The 20,466-nt window shown below is 68.7% G+C and carries 19 protein-coding genes; 5 read left to right on the forward strand and 14 right to left on the reverse strand.

All coding sequences use genetic code 11. From position 1 onward, the window contains the following. Positions 1-47: 47 nt before the first annotated feature. The 5 genes from AWC24_RS09500 to AWC24_RS09520 all read right to left on the reverse strand — a co-directional run bounded on the left by AWC24_RS09500 (position 48) and on the right by AWC24_RS09520 (position 3,991). Positions 48-893 carry a TauD/TfdA dioxygenase family protein gene (locus tag AWC24_RS09500; RefSeq protein WP_085084265.1) on the reverse strand — a complete coding sequence of 282 codons (846 nt, stop codon included), beginning with the start codon at positions 891-893 and terminating at the stop codon, positions 48-50. Positions 894-927: 34 nt separating this feature from the next. Further along, positions 928-1,263, reverse strand: coding sequence for a hypothetical protein (locus AWC24_RS09505; protein WP_085084267.1), 336 nt, complete (start codon positions 1,261-1,263; stop codon positions 928-930). Next, positions 1,260-2,477: an aromatic ring-hydroxylating dioxygenase subunit alpha gene (locus AWC24_RS09510; protein WP_085084269.1), complete on the reverse strand. Its 1,218-nt coding sequence runs from the start codon at positions 2,475-2,477 to the stop codon at positions 1,260-1,262. Before AWC24_RS09510 ends, AWC24_RS09505 begins: the two co-directional genes overlap by 4 nt. Before the next feature lie 42 nt (positions 2,478-2,519). Then, on the reverse strand, positions 2,520-3,278 hold the full coding sequence (locus AWC24_RS09515; protein ID WP_085084271.1) for an SDR family NAD(P)-dependent oxidoreductase: 759 nt from the start codon (positions 3,276-3,278) through the stop codon (positions 2,520-2,522). 110 nt (positions 3,279-3,388) lie between these two features. After that, complete coding sequence (locus tag AWC24_RS09520) at positions 3,389-3,991, reverse strand: TetR/AcrR family transcriptional regulator (protein ID WP_085084365.1); 603 nt, start codon at positions 3,989-3,991, stop codon at positions 3,389-3,391. 100 nt (positions 3,992-4,091) lie between these two features. Here AWC24_RS09520 and AWC24_RS09525 point away from each other — a divergent pair, with 100 nt between their 5' ends. Genes AWC24_RS09525 through AWC24_RS09535 form a run of 3 tightly spaced genes read left to right on the forward strand, consistent with a single transcriptional unit; the run spans position 4,092 to position 7,755 of the window. Beyond that, positions 4,092-5,246, forward strand: a complete 1,155-nt coding sequence (locus AWC24_RS09525; protein WP_085084273.1) for a spirocyclase AveC family protein — start codon at positions 4,092-4,094, stop codon at positions 5,244-5,246. Positions 5,247-5,251: 5 nt separating this feature from the next. Next, positions 5,252-6,070, forward strand: a complete 819-nt coding sequence (locus AWC24_RS09530) for a CbbQ/NirQ/NorQ/GpvN family protein (protein ID WP_085084275.1) — start codon at positions 5,252-5,254, stop codon at positions 6,068-6,070. Continuing rightward, positions 6,067-7,755, forward strand: a complete 1,689-nt coding sequence (locus tag AWC24_RS09535; protein ID WP_085084277.1) for a nitric oxide reductase activation protein NorD — start codon at positions 6,067-6,069, stop codon at positions 7,753-7,755. Before AWC24_RS09530 ends, AWC24_RS09535 begins: the two co-directional genes overlap by 4 nt. Here AWC24_RS09535 and AWC24_RS09540 read toward each other — a convergent pair. The 9 genes from AWC24_RS09540 to AWC24_RS09580 form a co-directional block, all read right to left on the reverse strand. Continuing rightward, entirely contained in the window at positions 7,752-8,207 is a 456-nt protein-coding gene (locus AWC24_RS09540) for a MarR family winged helix-turn-helix transcriptional regulator (protein ID WP_085084279.1), read from the reverse strand. The genes AWC24_RS09535 and AWC24_RS09540 overlap by 4 nt on opposite strands. 16 nt (positions 8,208-8,223) lie before the next feature. Further along, positions 8,224-9,477 (reverse strand): metal-dependent hydrolase family protein, encoded by a 1,254-nt coding sequence (locus AWC24_RS09545; RefSeq protein WP_085084281.1) that lies wholly within the window; start codon positions 9,475-9,477, stop codon positions 8,224-8,226. Next, positions 9,474-9,803: a hypothetical protein gene (locus tag AWC24_RS09550; protein ID WP_085084283.1), complete on the reverse strand. Its 330-nt coding sequence runs from the start codon at positions 9,801-9,803 to the stop codon at positions 9,474-9,476. Before AWC24_RS09550 ends, AWC24_RS09545 begins: the two co-directional genes overlap by 4 nt. Before the next feature lie 6 nt (positions 9,804-9,809). Beyond that, positions 9,810-11,075, reverse strand: a complete 1,266-nt coding sequence (locus AWC24_RS09555; protein WP_085084285.1) for an aromatic ring-hydroxylating oxygenase subunit alpha — start codon at positions 11,073-11,075, stop codon at positions 9,810-9,812. Positions 11,076-11,213: 138 nt separating this feature from the next. Further along, complete coding sequence (gene purF / locus AWC24_RS09560) at positions 11,214-12,731, reverse strand: amidophosphoribosyltransferase (RefSeq protein ID WP_085084287.1); 1,518 nt, start codon at positions 12,729-12,731, stop codon at positions 11,214-11,216. A gap of 52 nt (positions 12,732-12,783) precedes the next feature. Continuing rightward, a complete protein-coding gene (locus AWC24_RS09565; RefSeq protein WP_085084289.1) occupies positions 12,784-13,173 on the reverse strand; it encodes a sterol carrier family protein in 390 nt (129 codons plus the stop codon). A gap of 42 nt (positions 13,174-13,215) precedes the next feature. Next, positions 13,216-14,946, reverse strand: coding sequence for an alpha/beta hydrolase (locus AWC24_RS09570; RefSeq protein WP_085084291.1), 1,731 nt, complete (start codon positions 14,944-14,946; stop codon positions 13,216-13,218). 10 nt (positions 14,947-14,956) lie between these two features. Continuing rightward, the gene (purL, locus tag AWC24_RS09575) at positions 14,957-17,260 is read right to left on the reverse strand and encodes a phosphoribosylformylglycinamidine synthase subunit PurL (protein ID WP_085084367.1); all 2,304 of its coding nucleotides are present in this window, start codon (positions 17,258-17,260) and stop codon (positions 14,957-14,959) included. 21 nt (positions 17,261-17,281) lie between these two features. Continuing rightward, positions 17,282-18,547 (reverse strand): M18 family aminopeptidase, encoded by a 1,266-nt coding sequence (locus AWC24_RS09580; protein ID WP_085084293.1) that lies wholly within the window; start codon positions 18,545-18,547, stop codon positions 17,282-17,284. Between AWC24_RS09580 and AWC24_RS09585 the strand changes: the two genes are divergently transcribed. Both AWC24_RS09585 and AWC24_RS09590 read left to right on the forward strand, forming a co-directional pair. Then, positions 18,546-19,634: a Dyp-type peroxidase gene (locus AWC24_RS09585; protein ID WP_174813693.1), complete on the forward strand. Its 1,089-nt coding sequence runs from the start codon at positions 18,546-18,548 to the stop codon at positions 19,632-19,634. The two genes, AWC24_RS09580 and AWC24_RS09585, sit on opposite strands and share 2 nt — an antisense overlap. Beyond that, positions 19,631-20,428: a family 1 encapsulin nanocompartment shell protein gene (locus tag AWC24_RS09590; RefSeq protein ID WP_085084296.1), complete on the forward strand. Its 798-nt coding sequence runs from the start codon at positions 19,631-19,633 to the stop codon at positions 20,426-20,428. Before AWC24_RS09585 ends, AWC24_RS09590 begins: the two co-directional genes overlap by 4 nt. Positions 20,429-20,466 lie beyond the last annotated feature (38 nt).

The following is a 20,466-nucleotide window of genomic DNA, read 5'->3' on the forward strand; positions in this document are numbered from 1 at the left end:
AAGTAGACAACATCCCCGACTGTGCTGATATACCGGCTCCAGGCGGGTCACCGAATGGGCTCGTCGCCGAGCACCGTGGTGCGCAGCATCTCCCGCGGCGAGTCGGGGTCGTACGGGGCGGCGCGGTGCAGTACGCCGCGGTTGTCCCAGATGACGGTGTCGCCGACCGACCAGGTGTGCCGATAGACCTTGTCGGCGACGGTGGCGCGCTCGAGCAGTTCGGTCAGCAGCGCGCGACCCTCGTCCAGATCCATGTCGACGATGTAGTCGGTGGAGGCGCCCAGCACCAATGACTTTCGGCCGGTCCGGTGCGTCCACACCAGCGGATGGGTGTGGGTGGGGCGGGCCCGCCATCTCGCCAGCTCCTCCGGCGTCGGGTCGGGGGTGACCCGGCGCTGGGAGGCTTCCAGCGAGTGCACCACCCGCAGCGAGCCGAAACGCCGCTTCTCGTCGTCGGTGAGCGCGTCGTAGGCGGCGTATGAGCTGGCGAACTCGGTCTCGCCGCCACGCTCGGCCACCTGGACCGCGGAGAGCACGGTGGCCTTCTGCGGACACTCGTCGCCCGTCGGCGTGCAGCCGTCGATATGCCAGTCGAAGGTGGCGCGCAGATAGCTCGCGGCGGAATTCTTCGCACTGTTGAGGGTGACCGGGTAGATGCCGGCGACCTCGTGGTGGCCGTCGGAGGAGAAGTCGACGCTGCCCAGTCGCGCACAGAACGCCACCTGGTCGCGGGGTTCGAGCCGCAGATCGGGGAAGACCAGCACCCCGTTGTCCTCCAGCGCCTCGAGCACCGCCGCACCGAGCTGGTCGTCGTCGACCAGCCGTTCCGGCTGGACACCGACGACCTCGGCGCCCACTGAGGAGGTGAGTTTGTTGATGGTGAGCAGACTCATCGGCTGCGTCCTTTCGGCACGGGGTTTCCGGCGGTCACGGAACGGGCCAGCCGGTGCGGGTCATGACGGCGTCGGCGGCGTCGACGGGGGCGGGCTGGCCCATCACCTCCACCGCCATGGCCACCATGACCAGCGAATAAATCAGGTGTAGCAGGTTGAGCGCGTCCTCGGGCAGCTCGTCGAGGGCGAACTTGTCGCAGTAGTCGATCGCCTCCTCCAGCCGCGGGAAGAATGCGTCGTAGAACATCCGCAGCTCCGGGATGGTGCTGGCCAGCCGCTGGTTGAAACGTTCGGTTTCGGTTGGCAGGCACCATGTTTCGGCGAACTTCTCCAGCTCGGAGAAGGCACTGGGCAGCCGTGCGGCGGTCATCGGAGAGCTCCGGCATCGGCGTGGTCGCTCCGGTAGTCGTCCACCCAGTCGCCGACCACCTTGTGCAGGTGCCGGACCAGGATCTCCTGATCGTTGAGGGGGAAGTCGTCGACGATGCCGTACTCCAGTGCTGCCTGGGTGCCGCCGAGCATCCCGGCGTCCTGCAGCGCGAATTCCTTGAGCACCACCGAGGCCACCTCGTGCTCGATGCGTTCACGCACGGTGCGGGCCGGGTGAAAGTAGGTGTGGGCCTCGAATCGGTGGGTGTTGTAGGAGGTGGGCCAGTATCGGTAGAGCAGGTACCAGCCGCCGTAGATGAGGATCTCGGTGTTGGGGAAGATCTGGAAGTTGCTGATCCCCCACGGTTCGATGCCGCCCGGGTTCACCCCTGCCGGTATGTCGCCGATATCGGGGGTCTCCCAGGGTCCGACAAGTCCGCTGCGGGTGGCCCGTTCGATCGGGTACATGTATTCCGGCGGCAGCAGCCAGCGGCGCCGGCCCGCGGTCGACACCAACCGGTGCGGCCCGTCGAGCTGGAAGTGTCCGCAGGTGAAGCCGGCGTCCGGAACCCGCACCGCGGCCGGCACCTGCTGCGAATGCAGCGCCGGCACGTGGTAGTACTCCTGGAAGGCGTCGGCGAAGATCTTCCAGTTGCTGTTGTTGTGCGCCACCCAGTCGTAGCGTTCGGTCAGTTTCTCGAACGGGTAGTCGTCGAGACCGGTGACCATCGGCCCGAGGAAGTCGCGTAGCCCCTGTCGCGGTTCGGCTGCGAAGTTGATGAAGATGAAGCCGTTCCAGATATCGCAGTGCACGCCGACCAGGTCCGGGTTCGCGCCGTCGAATCCGTGGCTGCGGCGGCAGCGCTTGCAGCGGAACTCCTGGCACTGCCCGGCGGTCTCGCGATCCGGGTAGTCCCGCCAGGCCAGCTTCGTCGCGCACCGGGGACAGATGTTGTGGTAGGCGCGGATCCCCTGGTCCGAGCGGACCACGATGACCGATGCGCCGGCCGCTTCGATCTCCTTGGTGACGTAACTGCCGAGGGCGGGCACTTCATCGACGCGGCCGATGTTGAGCCAGGCGCGTTTGAACACCGCCTCGCGTTCGACCTCGTAGAACTCGCGTGAGGTGGAGTCGGTGAACGACACCGGGCCGGTGCCCAGTTGCGGGTAGTGCTCGGTCCACGAGCCCTCCGCGGGCCTACCGGATCGTTGCATCTGAACCTCCCTGTTTGCCGATGTACGGCGAAATATGCTGTGTCACATCACTGATCCGCCGTTGACGCCCAGCACCTGGCCGGTGATGAAGCCGGCTTCCTCCGAGCACAGGAACCCGACCGCCGCGGCGATGTCGGCGCCGGTGCCCAGCCGGCCCAGCGGGATGTTGGCGGCGATCTGCTCGTTGGGCGGTAGGTGCCCGGCCGCCTGCGACTGGTGTTGCATGGGCGTCTCGATCCCCGAGGGCGGGATGTTGTTGACCGTGATGCCGTGGCCGGCGTACTCGCGGGCCAGCGACTTGGTCAAGGTGATGACCGCACCCTTGGAGGCCGCATAGTGGGCCGCGAACGGCGTACCGCGCTGGGCGCTGGACGACGAGATCATCACGATGCGCCCCCAGCCGGCGTCGACCATGTCCGGCAGCGCGGCCTGGCAGCAGTGGAAGGTGCCGGTGAGGTTGACGTCGATGAGTCGCGCCCAGTCCTGCGGGGTGATGTCGGCGAAGGCGGCGTAGCCGAAGACGCCGGCGCTGGTGACCAGTGCGGCGACCGGACCCAGCTGGCTGCGCACCTTGGCGAGGCCGTCGTCGACGGCGGCCCGATCGGTGACGTCGACCCCGATTCCGAGCGCGGTGACGCCGTCGCCGCGCAGGTCGTCGGTGACCCGCTGCGCGGCTTGGTCATCGACGTCGAGAACGGCGACCCGGTAGCCGCGTCGGCCCAGTTCGTGGCAGGTGGCCTCGCCCATGCCCGAGGCTCCGCCGGTGACCACGGCGACCCGCGGCGACACCTTTGTGGTCATTGCATCCCCTTCAGCGCCGATCGGCGAATCACAACCCCGGACTGCATCGTGGCCGATATTATCAAGTACTTGTCATTAATCTCAAGTGCCGGAGACCGGCGCACAACCGGTCAGGGCAGCTTGATCATCGAGACGTACATCGCAACGACGGGCCGATAGAGGTCGACATCGTCGAGCCGACTGGCCAGCACGGCCGAATCACTGGTGGCGACGAGCACCCGGGCCAGCGTCTGTGCCGGGATCAGCAGCGTCCCGCCGAGCCGTTCGACGCCGGCGACGATGAACTGCGCCAGCTTTTCGACGACCTCGCCCCGCTTGGCGGCGACCCGCTCCCGGGCATCGGGGTTGCGCAGCAGATACAGCGCGAACTCGTGCCCGAGCGCGGCGTGCTCTGCGCCGCGGTCTTGGCTCAGCTGCCGCCACCGCTCGGCGATGTCGTCGAGTTCCCGCGCCCCGACCTGGCTCGCCTCCGCCATCACCTCGGCGAAGTTGTCGAAATAGCGTTGCCAGTACCGGTCGCTGACAGCCAGGAAGAGCTCCTCTTTGGCGCCGAAGTGCTTGTAGATGGCGCCCTTGGTGTAGCCGGCGGTTTGGGCGATGTCATCGAGAGTCGCTGTGGTGAAGCCTTTTTCGGCGAACACTTCTTCGGCGGCGTCTAGCAGCAGCGAACGCGTGTGAGCCAGTCTGCGCTCCCGGGTCCACCGCTCCACCATGCCGGCGATCATCCCACAGAATCTGCGATACCTATTGGCAACTCAGATACTGATGAGTATATTTCGGCACACACTGCGTCATCGGGAAGGGAACCGCAACATGGGTAGCGGCGTGCCAAGCCAACAGAACGTGTCAGTCACTGCGCGACCGGAAGCCGCCGGCAGCCGCAGCGGCGGGGCCATCCGGATCTGGGCGGCCGCCGGCGGGGCACTGCTGGCGCTGCAGCTGTACGTGTGGGCGCGCTGGATCACCGGCCCATATTTCGAACGCGTCCCGGTCGGGCCGAACGATCCGCCGATGTACATGAAGGTGCCACTGATGGCCAACGCCGCCGTGCTGTGGGTCGGCCTGCCGTTCGCCATCTGGTGGTTCTTCATCCGCCCCTGGCGTCGGGAGCGGCGAATCACGCTGGACGGCATGCTTTTTTTGTCGATCGGCCTGATGTTCTTCCAAGACCCGCTGCTCAATTACTTCAACACCTGGTGCACCTACAACACCTGGCTGTTCAACCGGGGTTCCTGGACGTCGCACATTCCGGGGTGGGCGTCACCGGAGGAACCCGGCCGCCAGGTCGCCGAGCCGCTGTTGACGAACCTCCCGGGCTACGCCTACGGGGTGCTGCTGATCACCATCGTCGGATGCGCCGTGATGCGAAAGATCAAGGCACGCTGGCCCGGAATAAGCAACCTGCGGCTGATCGCCGTGACCTACGCGATCTCGTTCGTCTTCGACTTCGTGATGGAGGGCCTGGTCCTGCTGCCGATCGGCCTCTACACCTACCCCGGGGCCATCCGCTCGGTGTCGATCAATGCCGACACCTACTACCAATGGCCCGTCTACGAGGGACTCATGTGGGGAGCCGTACAGGCGGCGCTGTGCTGCCTGCGTTACTTCACCGACGATCGTGGCCGCACCGTCGTCGAGCGCGGACTGGACGGCGTCCGTGGCGGATTCGCGCGGCAGCAGTTCACCCGGTTCCTGGCGATCTTCGCCGGGGTCAGCGCGTGCTTCTTCGCCTTCTACATGGGCCCGGCGCAATGGATCGCCCTGCATGCCGACCCGTGGCCGCAGGACCACCAGAAGCGCTCCTACTTCACCGGTGGCATCTGCGGCGACGGCACCGACAAGCCGTGTCCGCACCCGGCCCTGCCGATGCCGTCCAACCGGTCCGGCTACATCAATGTCGACGGTCAACTGGTGCTGCCCGAAGGCGTTTCGGTGCCCCCGATCGTGCCGTTCGAGCGGGGGAACTGACCAAGGTGCTGCACACCAGCCACGCAGCGGCCGAAAATCGTTCCGGGGCGCCCTTTTACCGGGCGATCGGCGATGAGATCGAGGTCTTCCGGGCGGCGGCGCGCCGCGGGCTGCCGGTGCTGTTGAAGGGCCCCACGGGATGCGGCAAGACGCGGTTCGTGGAGGCCATGGCCGAGCAGTCGGGTCGCGACCTGATCACCGTCGCCGGACACGAGGACATGACGTCGGCAGACCTGGTGGGCCGGTTCCTGCTCAAGGGAGCAGAGACCGTCTGGGTCGACGGGCCGTTGACCCGTGCGGTGCGCGAAGGCGCCATCTTCTACCTGGACGAGGTGGTCGAGGCGCGCCAGGACACCACGGTGGTCATCCATCCCCTCGCTGATCACCGCCGAGCGCTGCCGGTCGACCGACTCGGCACGACGGTGCCGGCGGCACCGGGGTTTCAGCTGGTGATCTCCTACAACCCCGGGTATCAGAGCGTGCTGAAGAACCTCAAGGAGTCGACCCGGCAGCGGTTCGTCGCCATCGAGCTCGGCTTCCCGCCCGCGCAGACCGAGATCGACATCGTCTCGCACGAGACCGGGGTGGATCCGCAGACGGCGCAGGCACTGGTGGCTCTCGGCAACGCGATCCGGAACCTGGACGGCTCACCGCTGCGCGAGGGCGCCTCCACCCGGATGCTGATCCTGGCCGGCGGCCTGGCCGCCGAAGGCCTCGGCCTGCGCAGCGCGGTCCAGGCCGCCATCGTCCAAGTCCTCTCCGACGACGCCGATGTCATCCGCGCACTCGGCGAACTCGCCGACGCCGTTCTTCCCCCGATGTGACCGCGTCGGATCCGGCCACCCCCGACCGGTTCAGGTTCGTCGCCGGCTACCTCGCGGGCCGGTCGGTCGAGGTGTCGCAGGCGTCGGCGGGCGAGGCCGCACACACCAACGGGCAGGCCATCTTCGTGTCGGCCGACGCTTCGACGGCGACGCAGCGCCGCGAGATCCTGGTCCAAGGCGCGCTGCTGGGAGCCGGGAGCCTGGAACCGCGGCTGGTCAAGGCGCTGCGGGCACGCCCGTCGGTGGCCCGGCGCTACCTGGCACTCGAGGGCGACCGGGTGCTGTGCGAGATCGCCACCCGGCTGCCGCTGGCAGCGACACTTCGCCCGGGGTCGCCGCCGCGTACGGCGACGGCCGACGAATCGCTGCAGCTGGCCCGGAGCCGGATGCACATCGCCGACCCACCGAAGTGGTTCGGCGTCATCAAGCCCGCCCGGCTGTTGCGGTCGGCCGGCGCCACCGGTGGCAAGGCCACCGATGCGGACCTGCGTCTCGGACTCAACGTCACCGAAGAACCGGCGGACGGTGACGATGACGAGGCGGACGGCGGCGAGAGCAGAATCCTCAGGCTGTTCGACAACCCGGTCTTCAATTCCCCAGCCCTCTCCGAGTTCCTGCGAAAGCTGCTCGGCGGCTCGCGGTCCGGCGACAGCAACTCCGGCGGTGAGTCGGCGGCCCGCGCGCTGCGCCGGGCGCGCTCGGCGGGGCCGAACGCCCGCCCGCTGCCCAGCCGGATCCGGTTCACCGACGCGAGGCCTGCCGCAACGGCGGGTGTCGGCGGAGCCTGGTATCCCGAGTGGGATGTCTTCAGCAACGCCTACCGGCCCGATTGGTGCCGCGTCGTCGATTTCCCGCTCGCCGCCGCCGCAGCCACCTCCGACTCCGGGGTGATCCACGATGACGTGCTTCGCCGGCGACTGTCACGGGTCGGTCTGGGCCCCAAGGTGTTACGCGGCCGGCCCGACGGGGATGAGCTGGACCTCGAGGCGCTCATCGATGTGTTCGTCGACTTGCGCTCCGGGCATTCGCCCCCGGAACACGTCTACACCGAACGCCGCAAGCTGGCCCGCAATCTCGGTGTGCTGATCTTGCTGGATGCCTCCGGGTCCTCGACCGACACCGATCCGGCCGGCCTCGCGGTGCACGACCATCAGCGACGGGCCGCGGCCACGCTGGCCGTCACGCTCGAGGAACTCGGCGATCGGGTGGCCGTCTACGGGTTCCGGTCACAAGGCCGGCACTGTGTTGAGCTGCCGGCGATCAAGACCTTCGAACAACGTTTCGGCGCCGTCGGCCGGGCCCGGCTCAACCGGCTCCAGCCGTCGGGCTACACCCGGCTCGGCGCCGGAATCCGCGGCGCCGGGCAGATTCTCAAGACGCATGCGGGCACTCCGAATCGGCTGTTGCTCGTCTTGTCGGACGGGTTTCCCTACGACGTCGGCTACGAAGGCCGTTACGCCGAGGCCGACGTCAGCAAGGCCATCGAGGAACTCCGCTCCGATGGTCTGGGCTGCCTGTGTCTGACCATCGGCGCCGCCGGTGAGTCCGACCGGCCGGTCTTCGGCGCCGCAGGCCATGCCGGCGCCATGACGCTGGCCGAGTTGAGCCCGCGGATGGACGAGTTGTTCTCCGCGGCGCTGGCCGAACTCGCCGCGCCGCGGCCCGGGCCCCGACGGTCGCGCTAGTCAGGCTCGACGTGGTCGTCGAACAGCGTGTGCCCGGTGCCCTGCTCGACCACCCGGGTCAGCAGCGCCCGCAGCGTCTCCTGCTCCGGTGCGGTCAGCACGCCGAACACCTTCTCGTGCGCGGCGATCGCGTCGGCGACCACCGCCGACGCCACCGAACGTCCCTCGTCGGTGAGATACGCGCGCAGGATCCGGCCGTGCCGCGGATCCTGCTTGCGCTCCACCAGGCCGCGGCCCTCGAGTGCGCTCAGCGCCAGTTGCACCCCCTGCGGGGTGATGAGTAGCCGGCGGGCCAACTCCGCGCCGGACAGGCCGGGTTCGCCGGCCAGTTGCCGCAGCAGCCCGATCTGCGCGGTGCTCACCCCGTAATCGCTGATCGCCTCGTTCACGGTGGTCAGCGAGTAGTAGAAGGCCTGCTTGAGCAGCCACAGGGTGTTGCGGTTGAGATCCATGTCCCCACTTCCCTCATCAGCTGCGTTTGTAGACTCGGCCGTCCTTCATCACGAACCGCACGTCGCCGGTGGTGGCGATGTCACGGGTCGGGTCGCCCGGCACCGCGATGATATCGGCGCAGTAGCCCGGCGCCAGCCGGCCCAGGTCGTGCTCGGCGTCGATGAGTTCGGCGCTGGTGGTGGTGGCCGCCCGCAGCGCCTGCACCGGCGTCATGCCGCGCTGCACCAGCGCCGCCAGCTCCTTGGCATTCTGGCCGTGCGGGATGGCCGGCGCGTCGGTGCCGCACGCGATCCGCACGCCCGCGGCGATGGCCTTGGGCAACATGGCTTTTGCCCGCGGAAAGACCTCGGCGGCCTTCTTCTTCAGCTCGGGGGCGATACGGTCGACGGCCATCGCGTCGGTGAGATAGGTGGTGGACACCAGGAAGGTGCCGTGATCGACCATCATCGCGATGGTCTCGTCGCTGGCCAGGAAGCCGTGCTCGATGCAGTCGATGCCGGCCCGGATGCAGGCCTGGATGGCGACGTCACCGACGGCGTGGGCGGCCACCTTCACCCCGGCGCGGTGGGCCTCGTCGGCGATCGCGGCGAACTCGGCGTCGGAGTACTGCTGAGCACCCGGCGAGGTACTGTGCGACATCACGCCGCCGGACGCCGAGACCTTGATCAGCTTGGCGCCGTGGCGAATCTGGTAGCGCACGCAGGCGATCACATCCGGTACCCCGTTGGCGATGCCCTCGGCGACCGACAGTGGCATGATCCCGGGCGCCAAGCGCTGAAAGACCGTCGGATCCAGATGCCCGCCGTAGGGCGTGACGGCATGGCCGGCGGGATAGATGCGCGGCCCGACGTGCCAGCCCTGGTCGATGGCGCGCTGCAGCGCGACGTCAAGCAGATAACCACCGGTCTTGACCATCAGCCCGAGGTTGCGCACGGTGGTGAACCCGGCTTCCAGCGTGGTCCGCGCGTTCACCGCCGCCCGCAACGTGCGATAGGCCGGGTCGTCCTGCACCCCGTGCATGGGCGTGGGTAGCCCTTCGGGGCTGCCCGGGCCGCCGATGAGCAGGTTGAGTTCCATGTCCATCAGGCCGGGCAGCAACGTCACGTCGCCGAGGTCGATGTCGTCGGCGGCATCGGCGACCGGCGCTTCGGGATTGATCGCCGTGATACGCCCGTCGTCGATCACGATCACAGCCGGCGACCGCAGCACGCCGGCGTCGATGTCGAGCCACCGGGCGGCCCGCAGCACCGTGGTCCCGGTGCCGCTCACGGGAACGGCTCGACGACGCACTCGATGACGGCGGCCCCGGAGTCGGGAACCCGTGGCTGCTTCCAGGATTCGGCCGGGAACGCCACCGTGATCATCGAATACAGCAGATACATCAGGTTCAGCACGTCCTCGGGCAGATCGTCGAGGCTGAACTTGTCGCAGTAGGCCAGCGCCTCTTCGGCGCGTGCCGTGACGGCGTCGTAGAACGCCTGCATGTCCGCCATCGAACTGGCCATGCGCTTGGCGTAGCGCTCCGGCTCAGAGGCCAGGCACCAGTCGTTGAACGGTTCGAGGTCGGCGAACTCCGCCGGCAGCATCGCGGTCATTCGAACTCACACCTTCGCGTTCGCGCGCTCGTAATCGGCGATCCACGCGGCGGTTTCGGCGTGGAAGTGCCGGATCAGGATCTCCTGGTCGTTGAGCAGGAAATGGTCCACCGCGCCGGTGCCGAGCATCGTGTGGGTGGCCTCCAGGGTGCTGGCGTCCTGCAACCCGTACTCCTTGAACGACACGGCCGCGAGTTCCTGGGCGACCCGCTCGCTGGGCGTGCGCGGCTGCGGAAAGTACAGCGTGCCCTCGAAGATGTGCGAATCGTGCGAGGTCGGCCAGTAGTGGTAGGTCAGATACCAGCCCTGGCCCCAGAACAGAATGGTGAAGTTGGGGAAGATCTGGAACGAATCCAGGCCCCAGGGATCGCATTTCGCCGGGTTGAGCCCGTCGGGTACCGGGCCGATGTCGGGTGGGTCCCACGGGCCGAACAATCCGCTCTGGCAGATCTCCTCGATGGGCTTGCGCATCTCCGCCGACATCTCCCAGGCCCGCACCCCCGAAGTGCTCACCAACCGGTGCGGCCCCTCCAGCCGGTAGTGCGGCGCTTCGAAGCCGGCCTCCTCGGCCGCCACCCGGAAGGCGGCGGGTGTCTGGTTCCCGTGCAGTACCGGGGCGTGGTAGAACTCCTGGAACGCGTCCAGGAACAGCTTCCAGTTCGAGTTGACTTCCGAACGGTACTGCCAGCGCGACGTCATCTTCCCGAACGGGTAACCCTCCAACGCCGTGACCATCGGGCCGAGGAATTCACGCAGCGACTGCTCGGGCGTCACGGCGAAGTTGACGAAGATGAAGCCCTCCCAGACCTCGCAGTGCACGCCGACCAGCCCGTAGCGACTCTTGTCCAGGTCGAAGAATTCCTCTTCCTGCTGCACGTAGGTCAGGTTGCCGTCGAGGTCGTAGCGCCAGCCGTGGTACTTGCAGGTGAACTGGCGGCAGTTCCCGCTGGTGTCCTCCAACGGCATGGTGTCCCACACCAGCTTGTTGCCGCGATGCCGGCAGACGTTGTGGTAGGCCTTGACCTCGTCAGATGTGGTGCGCACCACGATGATCGAGGTGTTGGCGACCTTGAGTTCCTTGGTGTAGTAGCTGCCCTTGCGCGGAAGCTGTTCCACCCGACCGACATTGAGCCAGGCGCGCTTGAAGATCGCCGCCCGCTCCTTCTCATAGACCTCGGGGCTGATGGAATCCCGGTAGGACACCGGTTCGGTACCGAGTTCGGGATAGTGCTGGGTCCAACTGCCCTCGGGCGGCTTGGGGAAACGCGCCACAACCACTCCTGTCCTGGCCGACGATGTCAGGGATGAGCCTCGATGGCGCCGACGCTATCGAAGTGACCGATCCAATGTCAAGTAGTTGATATATATGGCCGGGGTTCGGCCCGAAAGACTGCGGGAGACCGCGTTTGGCTAGGGCTGGCTCAGCGCCGCGTCGCTGCCGCTCTCGGCCTGCAGCGCAGTGTTGGCCAGCATCTGCTCGATGACGTTCTTGCCCAGGGCGCTGTCGCTGGGCAGCTCGATCGGGTAGTTGCCGTCGAAGCAGGCGCTGCACAGCCGCGACTTCGGCTGCTCGGTGGCCGCGATCATGTCCTCCAGACCCACGTAGCCCAGGCTGTCGGCGCCGATGGTGCGCCGTACCGCCTCGAGCATCTGGGTCTCGTCTTCGACGACGTTGGCGATCAGCTCGGCGGGCGAGGCGAAGTCGATGCCGTAGAAACACGGCCACTTCACCGGCGGAGAGGCGATTCGCACGTGCACCTCGACGGCGCCGGCCTCGCGCAGCATCCGCACCAGCGCCCGCTGGGTGTTGCCCCGCACGATCGAGTCGTCGACGACGATCAGCCGCTTGCCGCGGATGATCTCCCGCAGCGGGTTGAGCTTGAGCCGGATGCCGAGCTGGCGGATGGTCTGCGACGGCTGGATGAAGGTCCGACCCACATAGGCGTTCTTGGTCAGCCCCTGGCCGTAGTCGATGCCGGACTCCTGGGCGTAGCCGACCGCGGCCGGGATGCCGGATTCCGGCACGCCGATGACCAGGTCCGCCTCGACGGGATGCTCGCGGGCCAGCCGGCGGCCGATCTCCACCCGGGTGGCGTGCACCGACCGTCCGGCGATGGTGCTGTCGGGCCGGGCCAGGTAGACGTACTCGAACACGCAGCCTTTCGGGGAGGGGTTGGCGAACCGGGTGGAACGCACGCCGTCGGCGTCGATCGCCAGCAGCTCACCGGGTTCGATGTCCCGCACGAACGACGCGCCGACGATGTCCAGCGCGGCGGTCTCGGAGGCCACCACCCAGCCGCGATCCAGCCGCCCCAGCGACAACGGCCGAACCCCCCAGGGGTCGCGGGCCGCGTACAGGGTGTTCTCGTCCATGAAGGTCAGGCAGAAAGCGCCGCGTGCGGTCGCCAGCACCTCCAGCGCCGCCTGCTCCAGGGTGGTGTCGGCGGCACCGTGCGCCAGCAGCGCACCCAGGATGTCGGAGTCGGTGGTCGCGACGCCGGCACCACGGGTGTTGATCAGGCCCAGTTCGCGAGCGCGGCGGGCCAGTTCGGTGGTGTTGACCAGGTTGCCGTTGTGACCCAGCGCCACCCCGGTGCCCGCCGCGGTGTTGCGGAACACCGGCTGCGCGTTCTCCCAGGTGGTGTCGCCGGTGGTGGAGTAGCGGCAGTGGCCGATCGCCACGTGGCCGGGCATCGCGGCCAGAGTCTGCTCCTCGAAGACCTGGCTGACCAGGCCGAGGTCCTTGAACACCAGCACTTGTGATCCGTCGGCGACGGCGATGCCGGCGGCCTCTTGACCGCGGTGTTGCAACGCATACAAGCCGTAATATGTGAGCTTGGCGACTTCTTCGCCGGGAGCCCAAACGCCGAATACGCCGCACTCTTCGCGGGGTGAGTTCTCAAGGTCTACTGGCTGCTGGTCCGGCACGTTTTAGCTGCTCCAGGGGGACGGGCCTCAAGTGACGTTCTTCAGTCTACGGTCAACACGAGTGAAGTTTCACCAACGGCAGCCATCCGGCGATCTCGGCGGCCCGTGAGCCGGACAATCGCAGCTTGCCGGCGGCCGTCGCCTCGGCCGTGCTGAGCAGCCCGGCAGCCAGTAACAGCCAGCTGCGCGGGTCGGTCTCGACGACGTTGGGCGGGGTGCCGCGGGTGTGTCGCGGTCCGGCGATGCACTGCACCGCGACAAAGGGCGGCACCCGCACCTCGACGCTGGCGCCCGGGGCCGCCTCCGCCAGGGTGCGGGCGGTGAGGCGGACCGCGGCGGCCAACTCGTTCCGGTCCGGGGCGGGCCGGGTCTCGTCGCGCAGCCACCCGGCCAGCGCCAGCACGGCGGCGCGGGTCTGCGCCGGATCGGCGGGAGCGGGCATGCGCCTCAGGGTATTCGGGTGCCCGCGCGGCTCGTCGCAGTCCTACGACACCGGGCCGTCGCTGCCCCGGGCCACGCGCAAGGCGGCCCGCACCCGCTCGGTGTCTTCCGGTGCCCAACCCTGTTGGGGCAGCACCGCCATCCAGCCGTCCAGGATGGTGTCGGAGTAGTTGTGGCCGTGCCCGGCCGGCATCGCTGCGCCGTGCGCCAGGTCGGCGCTGACCTGCCAGAACGTCACCACCGGGTACCAGCGCATCGACGCGGTGCGGTCCGGGCCGGGGGCCTCGGTCAGCCAGTCCGGCCGGGCGAACAGCAGATCGGTCGACCACCACACCACCGGGTCGGAGGCGTGCTGCAAGAACAGCACCCGCGGGCCGTCCCACGGCGGCGCGGCGATCGTCGCGATCTCGGACGGATACGTGGCCTGGGAGAACCGCACGGTGCGGCCGTTGTCGTAGCGCGGCAGCGTCGCGGTGCTGCCCGGGTCGCGTCGCACCAGCAGCGCATGCCACAGCGGGCTGGCCTGCGGGGGCCCCACCCACAGCACCGCGTCGAAACCCAGCTCGGCGATGTCGGGCAGCCAGTCGAACGCGGCCTGACCGGCCATCGCTCCCAGGCTTTCGCCGTAGAGCACCAGCTTGGGCCGATGATCGGCGGGCAGCCGTTGCCAGCGCTCGGCGATGGTCTGCACCAGCAACCGGCCGGAGTCCATCGATTTGCGCTGGTCGGCCAGGAAGGAGATCCAGCTCGGCAGGTAGGAGTACTGGACGGCGACGATCGCGGTGTCTCCGTTGTAGAGCAACTCCAGCGAGTCCGCGGCGGCCGGATTGACCCAGCCGGTACCGGTGGTCGGGATCACGACCAGCAACCGGCGGTCGAAGGCGCGGGTGCGTTCCAGTTCGTCGACCAATAGTGCCATCCGGGCTTGGTCGTCGTCGGCGCTGTGCAGACCGGCATAGACCCGGATGGGCTCGCGGGCGGGCCGACCGTTGATCCGGCTCAGCTCCTCCACATGTGCGCCGCCGGAGACGAAGCTGCGGCCCTGGCTGCCCAGGGTCTCCCACGGCGCCAGCGACGCCGGACTGCCGGACCGCTCCGGCTGCTGCGGCTGGACCGCCCAGGGTTTGGTGGCGCTGTTCTCGGGTTGGAACATCGCGCTGGCGCCGGCAAAGAATCCGCGGATGAGCACCCCGTTGATCAAGCTGACCAGCACGACGACCACGATCGCGGTGCCGATGAACAGCGCGACCTCGCTGTGCAGGTGCCACCGCCGGATCAGCGCCCGCGCCAACAGGCGGCTGGCGTCGATCAGCATGCGCACCGTGGCCACCAGGGCGGCGGCGACGCCGCTCGCAACGGCCAGGGTGCGCAGATAGCTCAGCGTGCCCGGGCCTTCGATCCCCAGCAGTTCCGACACCTGCCGCTGCCAGCCGGCGGCCGGGATCAGCATCAGCACGCACGCGGTCGGCGCCGCCACCACGACGGCCGCCTTCAGCGCCAGCAGCACCCGCTTCGGCGGCGGCCACCACCGGGCGCCGCGCAGCACGAACCGGTGCACCGCCGCGCCGATCACCACTCCCAGCCCGTACCCGAAGGCGGCGTTGATGCCACCGATCAGCCCTTGGAACAGCCAATCGCGCGGCAGCAGCGACGGGGTCAGCGACAGGCAGAAGAACAGCGCGCCGAAGGCGACGCCGACGAACTGCAGCCGCAACAGCCCCCACGCCCACCCCAACAGTGGATGTCTGCCCGGGGGTGCGGCCGTGGTCCCCATGCCGGTGCGGCTAGCCGAAGATCCCCGGCAGCACCGCCTCCGATGTGCTGCGCAGTTCGGCCAGCGACACGCTGAACCGGCCTTGGACCTCGACCTCCTGGGAGGCCTGGTCCACCACACCGACGCGGGTCACCGGCAGGCCGCGCGCCTCGCACATCGACCGGAACCGACTCTCCTCGGTGCGCGGCACCGCGACCAGGACCCGCCCTGCCGACTCGGAGAACAAGAAGACGAACGGGTCGACAGCCTCGGGACCCTCGGGAATGAGGATGCGACAACCGGTCTCGCCGGCGATCGCCGATTCGACCACGGCCTGGATCAGCCCGCCTTCACTCAGGTCGTGGGCGGCGGAGACCAGGCCGTCACGCGATGCCGCGCACAGCACGTCGGCGAGCAACTTCTCACGCTGCAAGTCGACCTTCGGCGGTAGCCCACCCAGGTGGTCGCCGGTCACCTGCGCCCAGATGGATCCGTCGAACTCGTCGCGAGTGTCACCGAGCAACATCAACGTCTCGCCCGGTTCGACGCCGAACGCGGTCGGCAGCCGGCGGCTCACATCGTCGATGACACCGAGCACTCCGACCACCGGGGTGGGATGGATCGGTGTCGCGCCGGTCTGGTTGTAGAAACTCACGTTGCCGCCGGTGACCGGAATGCCCAGTGCCGCACAGCCGTCCGCCAGGCCGCGCACCGCCTCGGCGAACTGCCACATCACGCCGGGGTCTTCCGGGGAGCCGAAGTTGAGGCAGTTGGTGACGGCGATCGGCGTGGCGCCGGTGACCGCGACGTTGCGGTACGCCTCCGCCAGCGCCAGCTGGGCCCCGGCGTAGGGGTCCAGCTTGGTGTAACGGCCCGAGGCGTCGGTGGAGATGGTGATTCCGCGTCCGGAGGCCTCGTCGATGCGCAGCATGCCGCCGTCGGCGTGCTCGGCCAGCACGGTGTTGCCGCGCACGTAGCGGTCGTACTGTTCGGTGATGAAGGCGCGACTGCACAGGTGTGGACTGCCCAGCAGCGCAAGCAGAGTCGCGCGCAACTGCTCGCCGGTGGCCGGTCGCGGAAGTTTGTCGGAGCGGTCGGCGTTCAGCGCGTCCTGGGTGTCGGGGCGTTGCACCGGGCGGTGGTAGACCGGCCCCTCGTGGGCCACCGTGCGGGGCGGGACGTCGACGACGGTCTGCCCGTGCCAGCTGATCTGCAGCCGGTCGCCCTCGGTGACCTCACCGATCACCGTGGCCAGCACCTCCCACTTGGCGCAGACCGCCATGAAGGCATCGACGTTCTCCGGGGCCACCACGGCGCACATCCGCTCCTGCGATTCGCTGGAGAGCACCTCGGCGGGAGTCATGTTCGCCGCCCGCAGCGGAACCTTCTCCAGTTCGACCGCCATGCCGCCGTCACCGGCCGATGCCAGCTCGGAAGTGGCGCACGCCAACCCGGCGCCGCCGAGGTCTTGGATACCGACCACCAGGCCGGCGGCGTAGAGCTCCAGGCAGCACTCGATCAGCACCTTCTCGGTGAACGGGTCACCGACCTGAACCGACGGGAGTTTCTTTCTGCCGCTACCGGTTTCGTCGCCACCGAAGGTGTCCGATGCCAGCACCGAAACGCCGCCGATGCCGTCCAGCCCGGTGCGCGCCCCGAACAGGATGATCTTGTTGCCGGTGCCCGACGCGAACGCCAGATGCAGATCCTCTTTTTTGAGCACCCCGACGCAGAGCGCGTTGACCAGCGGGTTGCCGGCGTAGCAGGGATCGAAGACGGTCTCGCCGCCGATGTTGGGCAGGCCCAGCGAATTGCCGTAACCGCCGATGCCGCGCACCACCCCGTCGAGCACCCGGCGGGTGTCGGGTGCGTCGGCGGCCCCGAACCGCAGCTGGTCCATCACCGCGACCGGACGCGCCCCCATCGCCATGATGTCGCGCACGATGCCGCCCACCCCGGTGGCCGCGCCCTGATACGGCTCCACGTAGGACGGGTGGTTGTGCGACTCGACCTTGAACGTGACCGCCCAGCCGTCACCGATGTCGACCACACCGGCGTTCTCGCCGATCCCCGCCAGCATGGCTTTGCGCATCTCATCGGTGGTGGTCTCGCCGAAGTAGCGCAGGTGCACCTTGGAGGACTTGTAGGAGCAGTGCTCGCTCCACATCACCGAGTACATGGCCAGCTCGGCGTCGGTGGGCCGGCGGCCCAGAATGTCGCGGATGCGCTGGTACTCGTCGTCTTTGAGGCCCAGCTCGGCGAACGGTTGCGGATGGTCGGGGGTAGCGGCGGCGTGTTCGACGGTATCTATGGCAGGCCCGGGCGTCACGGCCACAGTGTAGGTCACCGATTTCGCTCAGTCCGGTGCCAGGAACGCCGTCAGCGCTGCCGCGTACGCTGCGACGTCGCGCGCCCCCATCAACTCGCGCGCCGAATGCATGGCCAGCTGCGGCGCGCCCACGTCGACGGTGGGGATACCGGTGCGGGCCGCACTCATCGGGCCGATGGTCGATCCGCACGGCAGGTCGGCGCGATGCTCGTAGCGCTGCAGCGCAACCCCCGCCTGCTCGCAGGCCAGCGCGAACGTCGCTGCGGTGCGGCCGTCGGTGGCGTACCGCAGGTTGGGTTGCACCTTGAGCACCGGTCCGGCGTTGACCGCGATCTGATGGCCCGGCTCATGCCGGTCGGGGTAGTTGGGGTGGGTGGCGTGCGCCATGTCCGCCGACGCCAGCGTCGAGCCGGCCAGCCGGCGCAGCAGGTCCTCCCGGTCGCCGCCGGCAGCCAGGGTGATGCGCTCCAGGGCCGTGAGCAGCAGATCCGACTGGGCGCCGTGATCCGAGGCCGAACCGACCTCCTCATGGTCGAAGAGCACCACCACCGGCAGATAGCGGCTACGCGTGGTGGTGGCCGCGGCGACCAACGCCTCCAGCCCCGCGTAGCAGCTGGCCTGGTTGTCCAGCCGCGGCGCGCTGAGGAACTCCCGGCCCGGCCCGGTCAGTCCCGACGGCGTCAGGTCGTGGGTCATCAGGTCGAAACCCGACACCTCGCGCGGTTGCAGGCCGGCACATTCGGCGACGTAGCCGAGGAAGTCCCGCGAGGTGGCGCCGGCGCCCCAGACCGCGTTGAGGTGGCGCTGGGGGTCCAACGTGACCGACTTGCGGTCGTCCGCCAGATGGATGGCCAGTTGCGGCACCCGCAGGATCGGCTCGTCGATGCGGACCAGGTGGTGGGTTCCGTCTCGCAGCGAGAGCCGCCCGCTGACGCCCAGGTCGCGGTCCAGCCAGGAGTTCAGCCAGGCGCCGCCGTAGGGCGCCAGCGCCACCAGCTGCCAGCCGGCGACCCCGCGGGCGGGATGCTGCTTGACCCGCAGGTTGGGACTGTCGGTGTGGGCGCCGACGATCCGGAATGGGGAGGCCGGGTGGGTGGCGCCCGCGGCGTCCCAGGCCACCAGCGAGCCGGCCCGGACGATGAAGTAGCGCCCGGGCGCCCCGGGCCACCGGTCGGTCTCGGCGAGCTCGGTGTAGCCGGCTGCCCGCAGCCGTTCGGCGACCGTCAGGCAGGTGTGAAACGGCGAGGGTGAGGCGTCGATGAACTCGCATAACCCGGTTGCGGTGGCCGCCATGAGCTCAAGTCTTTCGCATCCGGCCCGGGGCGGGGACGTTAGGGTCGATACCGTGCCGTCCGTTCAGCCCGTCACCACACCGTTGACCTGTGCGGCCATTTTCCTGGTCGCCACCATCGAGGAGGGTGGTGAGGCGTCGGTGCACGAGGCGCTGCCCGAGCTGGCGGGATTCGCGCGGGCGATCGGCTTCCGCGACCCGACCAAGCGGCTGGCACTGGTGACCTCGATCGGCTCGGACGCCTGGGACCGGTTGTTCACCGGGCCCCGCCCGGCCGAGCTGCACCCGTTCGTCGAGTTGACCGGTCCCCGGCACAGCGCGCCGGCCACCCCGGGCGATCTGCTGTTCCACATCAAGGGCGAGACGATGGATGTCTGCTTCGAGCTGGCGGGACGCATCGTCAAGGCGATCGGCGGCGCGATCACGGTGGTCGACGAGGTGCACGGCTTCCGGTTCTTCGACAATCGCGACCTGCTCGGCTTCGTCGACGGCACCGAGAACCCGGTCGGCGACGAGGCGCTCGACGCCACTGCCGTCGGCGACGAGGATCCGGACTTCGCCGGCGGGTCCTATGTGCACATCCAGAAGTACCTGCACGACATGGCCGCCTGGGAGGCGCTGCCGGTCACCGAGCAGGAGCGCGTGATCGGGCGCACCAAGGCCGACGACATCGAGTTCGACGATGCGGTGAAGCCCGCCGACTCCCACATCGCGCTGAACGTGATCACCGACGAGGACGGCAACGAGCTGGACATCGTGCGGCACAACATGCCGTTCGGGACGGTGGGATCCGGCGAGTCCGGTACCTATTACATCGGCTATGCGCGCAGCCCGCAGGTCACCGAGCAGATGCTGCGCAACATGTTTCTGGGCGACCCGCCGGGCAACACCGACCGCATCCTGGATTTCTCCACCGCGATCACCGGCGGACTGTTCTTCACCCCCACCGCCGACTTCCTCGACGATCCGCCGCCGCTCCCGGGCGCGGCGGTCCCGGCCCCCACCGAAGCCGTCGTGCCCGTCGAGACCGCCGGCGCGAGCGGTGCAGGAGAACTGAATATCGGCAGCCTGAAAGGAATCTCGCAATGAACAACCTGTATCGCGATCTGGCCCCGGTCACCGAAGCGGCTTGGGCCGACATCGAGCAGGAGGCGGCCCGGACCTTCAAGCGGCACATCGCCGGACGCCGGGTCGTCGATGTGAGCGAGCCGGCCGGTCCGACGGCCGCCGCGGTAGGCACCGGCCGGATGACCGGTGTCGACGCCCCGGCCGAGGGGGTGGTCGCGCACCTACGCGACAGCAAACCACTGGTGCGGCTGCGGGTTCCGTTCACGCTGTCGCGTGCCGAGATCGACGATGTCGAGCGGGGCTCGCAGGACCCCGACTGGGACCCGGTGAAGGCCGCGGCCAAGAAGCTGGCGTTCGCCGAGGACCGGATCATCTTCGGCGGGTACCCGGCCGCCTCGGTGGAGGGCATCCGCAGCGCCAGCTCGAACCCGGAGCTGACCCTGCCGGAGGACCCGCGCGACATCCCGGACGTGATCACCCAGGCCCTGACGGCGTTGCGGCTGGCCGGAGTGGACGGCCCGTACTCGGTGCTGCTGTCGGCCGACGCCTACACCAAGGTCGCCGAGACCTCCGATCACGGCTACCCGATCCTGGAGCACCTGCGCCGGCTGGTCACCGGCGACATCATCTGGGCGCCGGCGATCGACGGCGCGTTCGTGCTGACGACTCGCGGCGGTGACTTCGACCTGCAGTTGGGCACCGACGTGGCGATCGGCTACCTGTCGCACGACGCCGAGAACGTGCAGCTGTACCTGCAGGAGACATGTACGTTCCTGTGCTACACCTCCGAGGCCGCGGTCGCGCTGACCTGTTAGGCCACCGGCCTGCTCCTGAGTGCGCGGGGAAGTTCGTT

Source organism: Mycolicibacter senuensis, assembly GCF_002101885.1.
In the GTDB taxonomy this organism is placed as follows: Bacteria; Actinomycetota; Actinomycetes; order Mycobacteriales; family Mycobacteriaceae; genus Mycobacterium; species Mycobacterium senuense.

Bases quoted from the DNA above. Each gene is read 5' to 3' on its own strand.
- AWC24_RS09500 (WP_085084265.1), bottom strand. From the start codon at position 893: ATGAGTCTGCTCACCATCAACAAACTCACCTCCTCAGTGGGCGCCGAG.
- AWC24_RS09525 (WP_085084273.1), top strand. From the start codon at position 4,092: ATGGGTAGCGGCGTGCCAAGCCAACAGAACGTGTCAGTCACTGCGCGA.
- AWC24_RS09550 (WP_085084283.1), bottom strand. From the start codon at position 9,803: ATGACCGCGATGCTGCCGGCGGAGTTCGCCGACCTCGAACCGTTCAAC.
- AWC24_RS09565 (WP_085084289.1), bottom strand. From the start codon at position 13,173: ATGCCCGCTCCCGCCGATCCGGCGCAGACCCGCGCCGCCGTGCTGGCG.
- AWC24_RS09570 (WP_085084291.1), bottom strand. From the start codon at position 14,946: ATGGGGACCACGGCCGCACCCCCGGGCAGACATCCACTGTTGGGGTGG.
- AWC24_RS09590 (WP_085084296.1), top strand. From the start codon at position 19,631: ATGAACAACCTGTATCGCGATCTGGCCCCGGTCACCGAAGCGGCTTGG.
- AWC24_RS09515 (WP_085084271.1), bottom strand. From the start codon at position 3,278: ATGACCACAAAGGTGTCGCCGCGGGTCGCCGTGGTCACCGGCGGAGCC.
- AWC24_RS09585 (WP_174813693.1), top strand. From the start codon at position 18,546: ATGAGCTCAAGTCTTTCGCATCCGGCCCGGGGCGGGGACGTTAGGGTC.
- AWC24_RS09580 (WP_085084293.1), bottom strand. From the start codon at position 18,547: ATGGCGGCCACCGCAACCGGGTTATGCGAGTTCATCGACGCCTCACCC.
- AWC24_RS09540 (WP_085084279.1), bottom strand. From the start codon at position 8,207: ATGGATCTCAACCGCAACACCCTGTGGCTGCTCAAGCAGGCCTTCTAC.
- AWC24_RS09505 (WP_085084267.1), bottom strand. From the start codon at position 1,263: ATGACCGCCGCACGGCTGCCCAGTGCCTTCTCCGAGCTGGAGAAGTTC.
- AWC24_RS09520 (WP_085084365.1), bottom strand. From the start codon at position 3,991: ATGGTGGAGCGGTGGACCCGGGAGCGCAGACTGGCTCACACGCGTTCG.
- AWC24_RS09510 (WP_085084269.1), bottom strand. From the start codon at position 2,477: ATGCAACGATCCGGTAGGCCCGCGGAGGGCTCGTGGACCGAGCACTAC.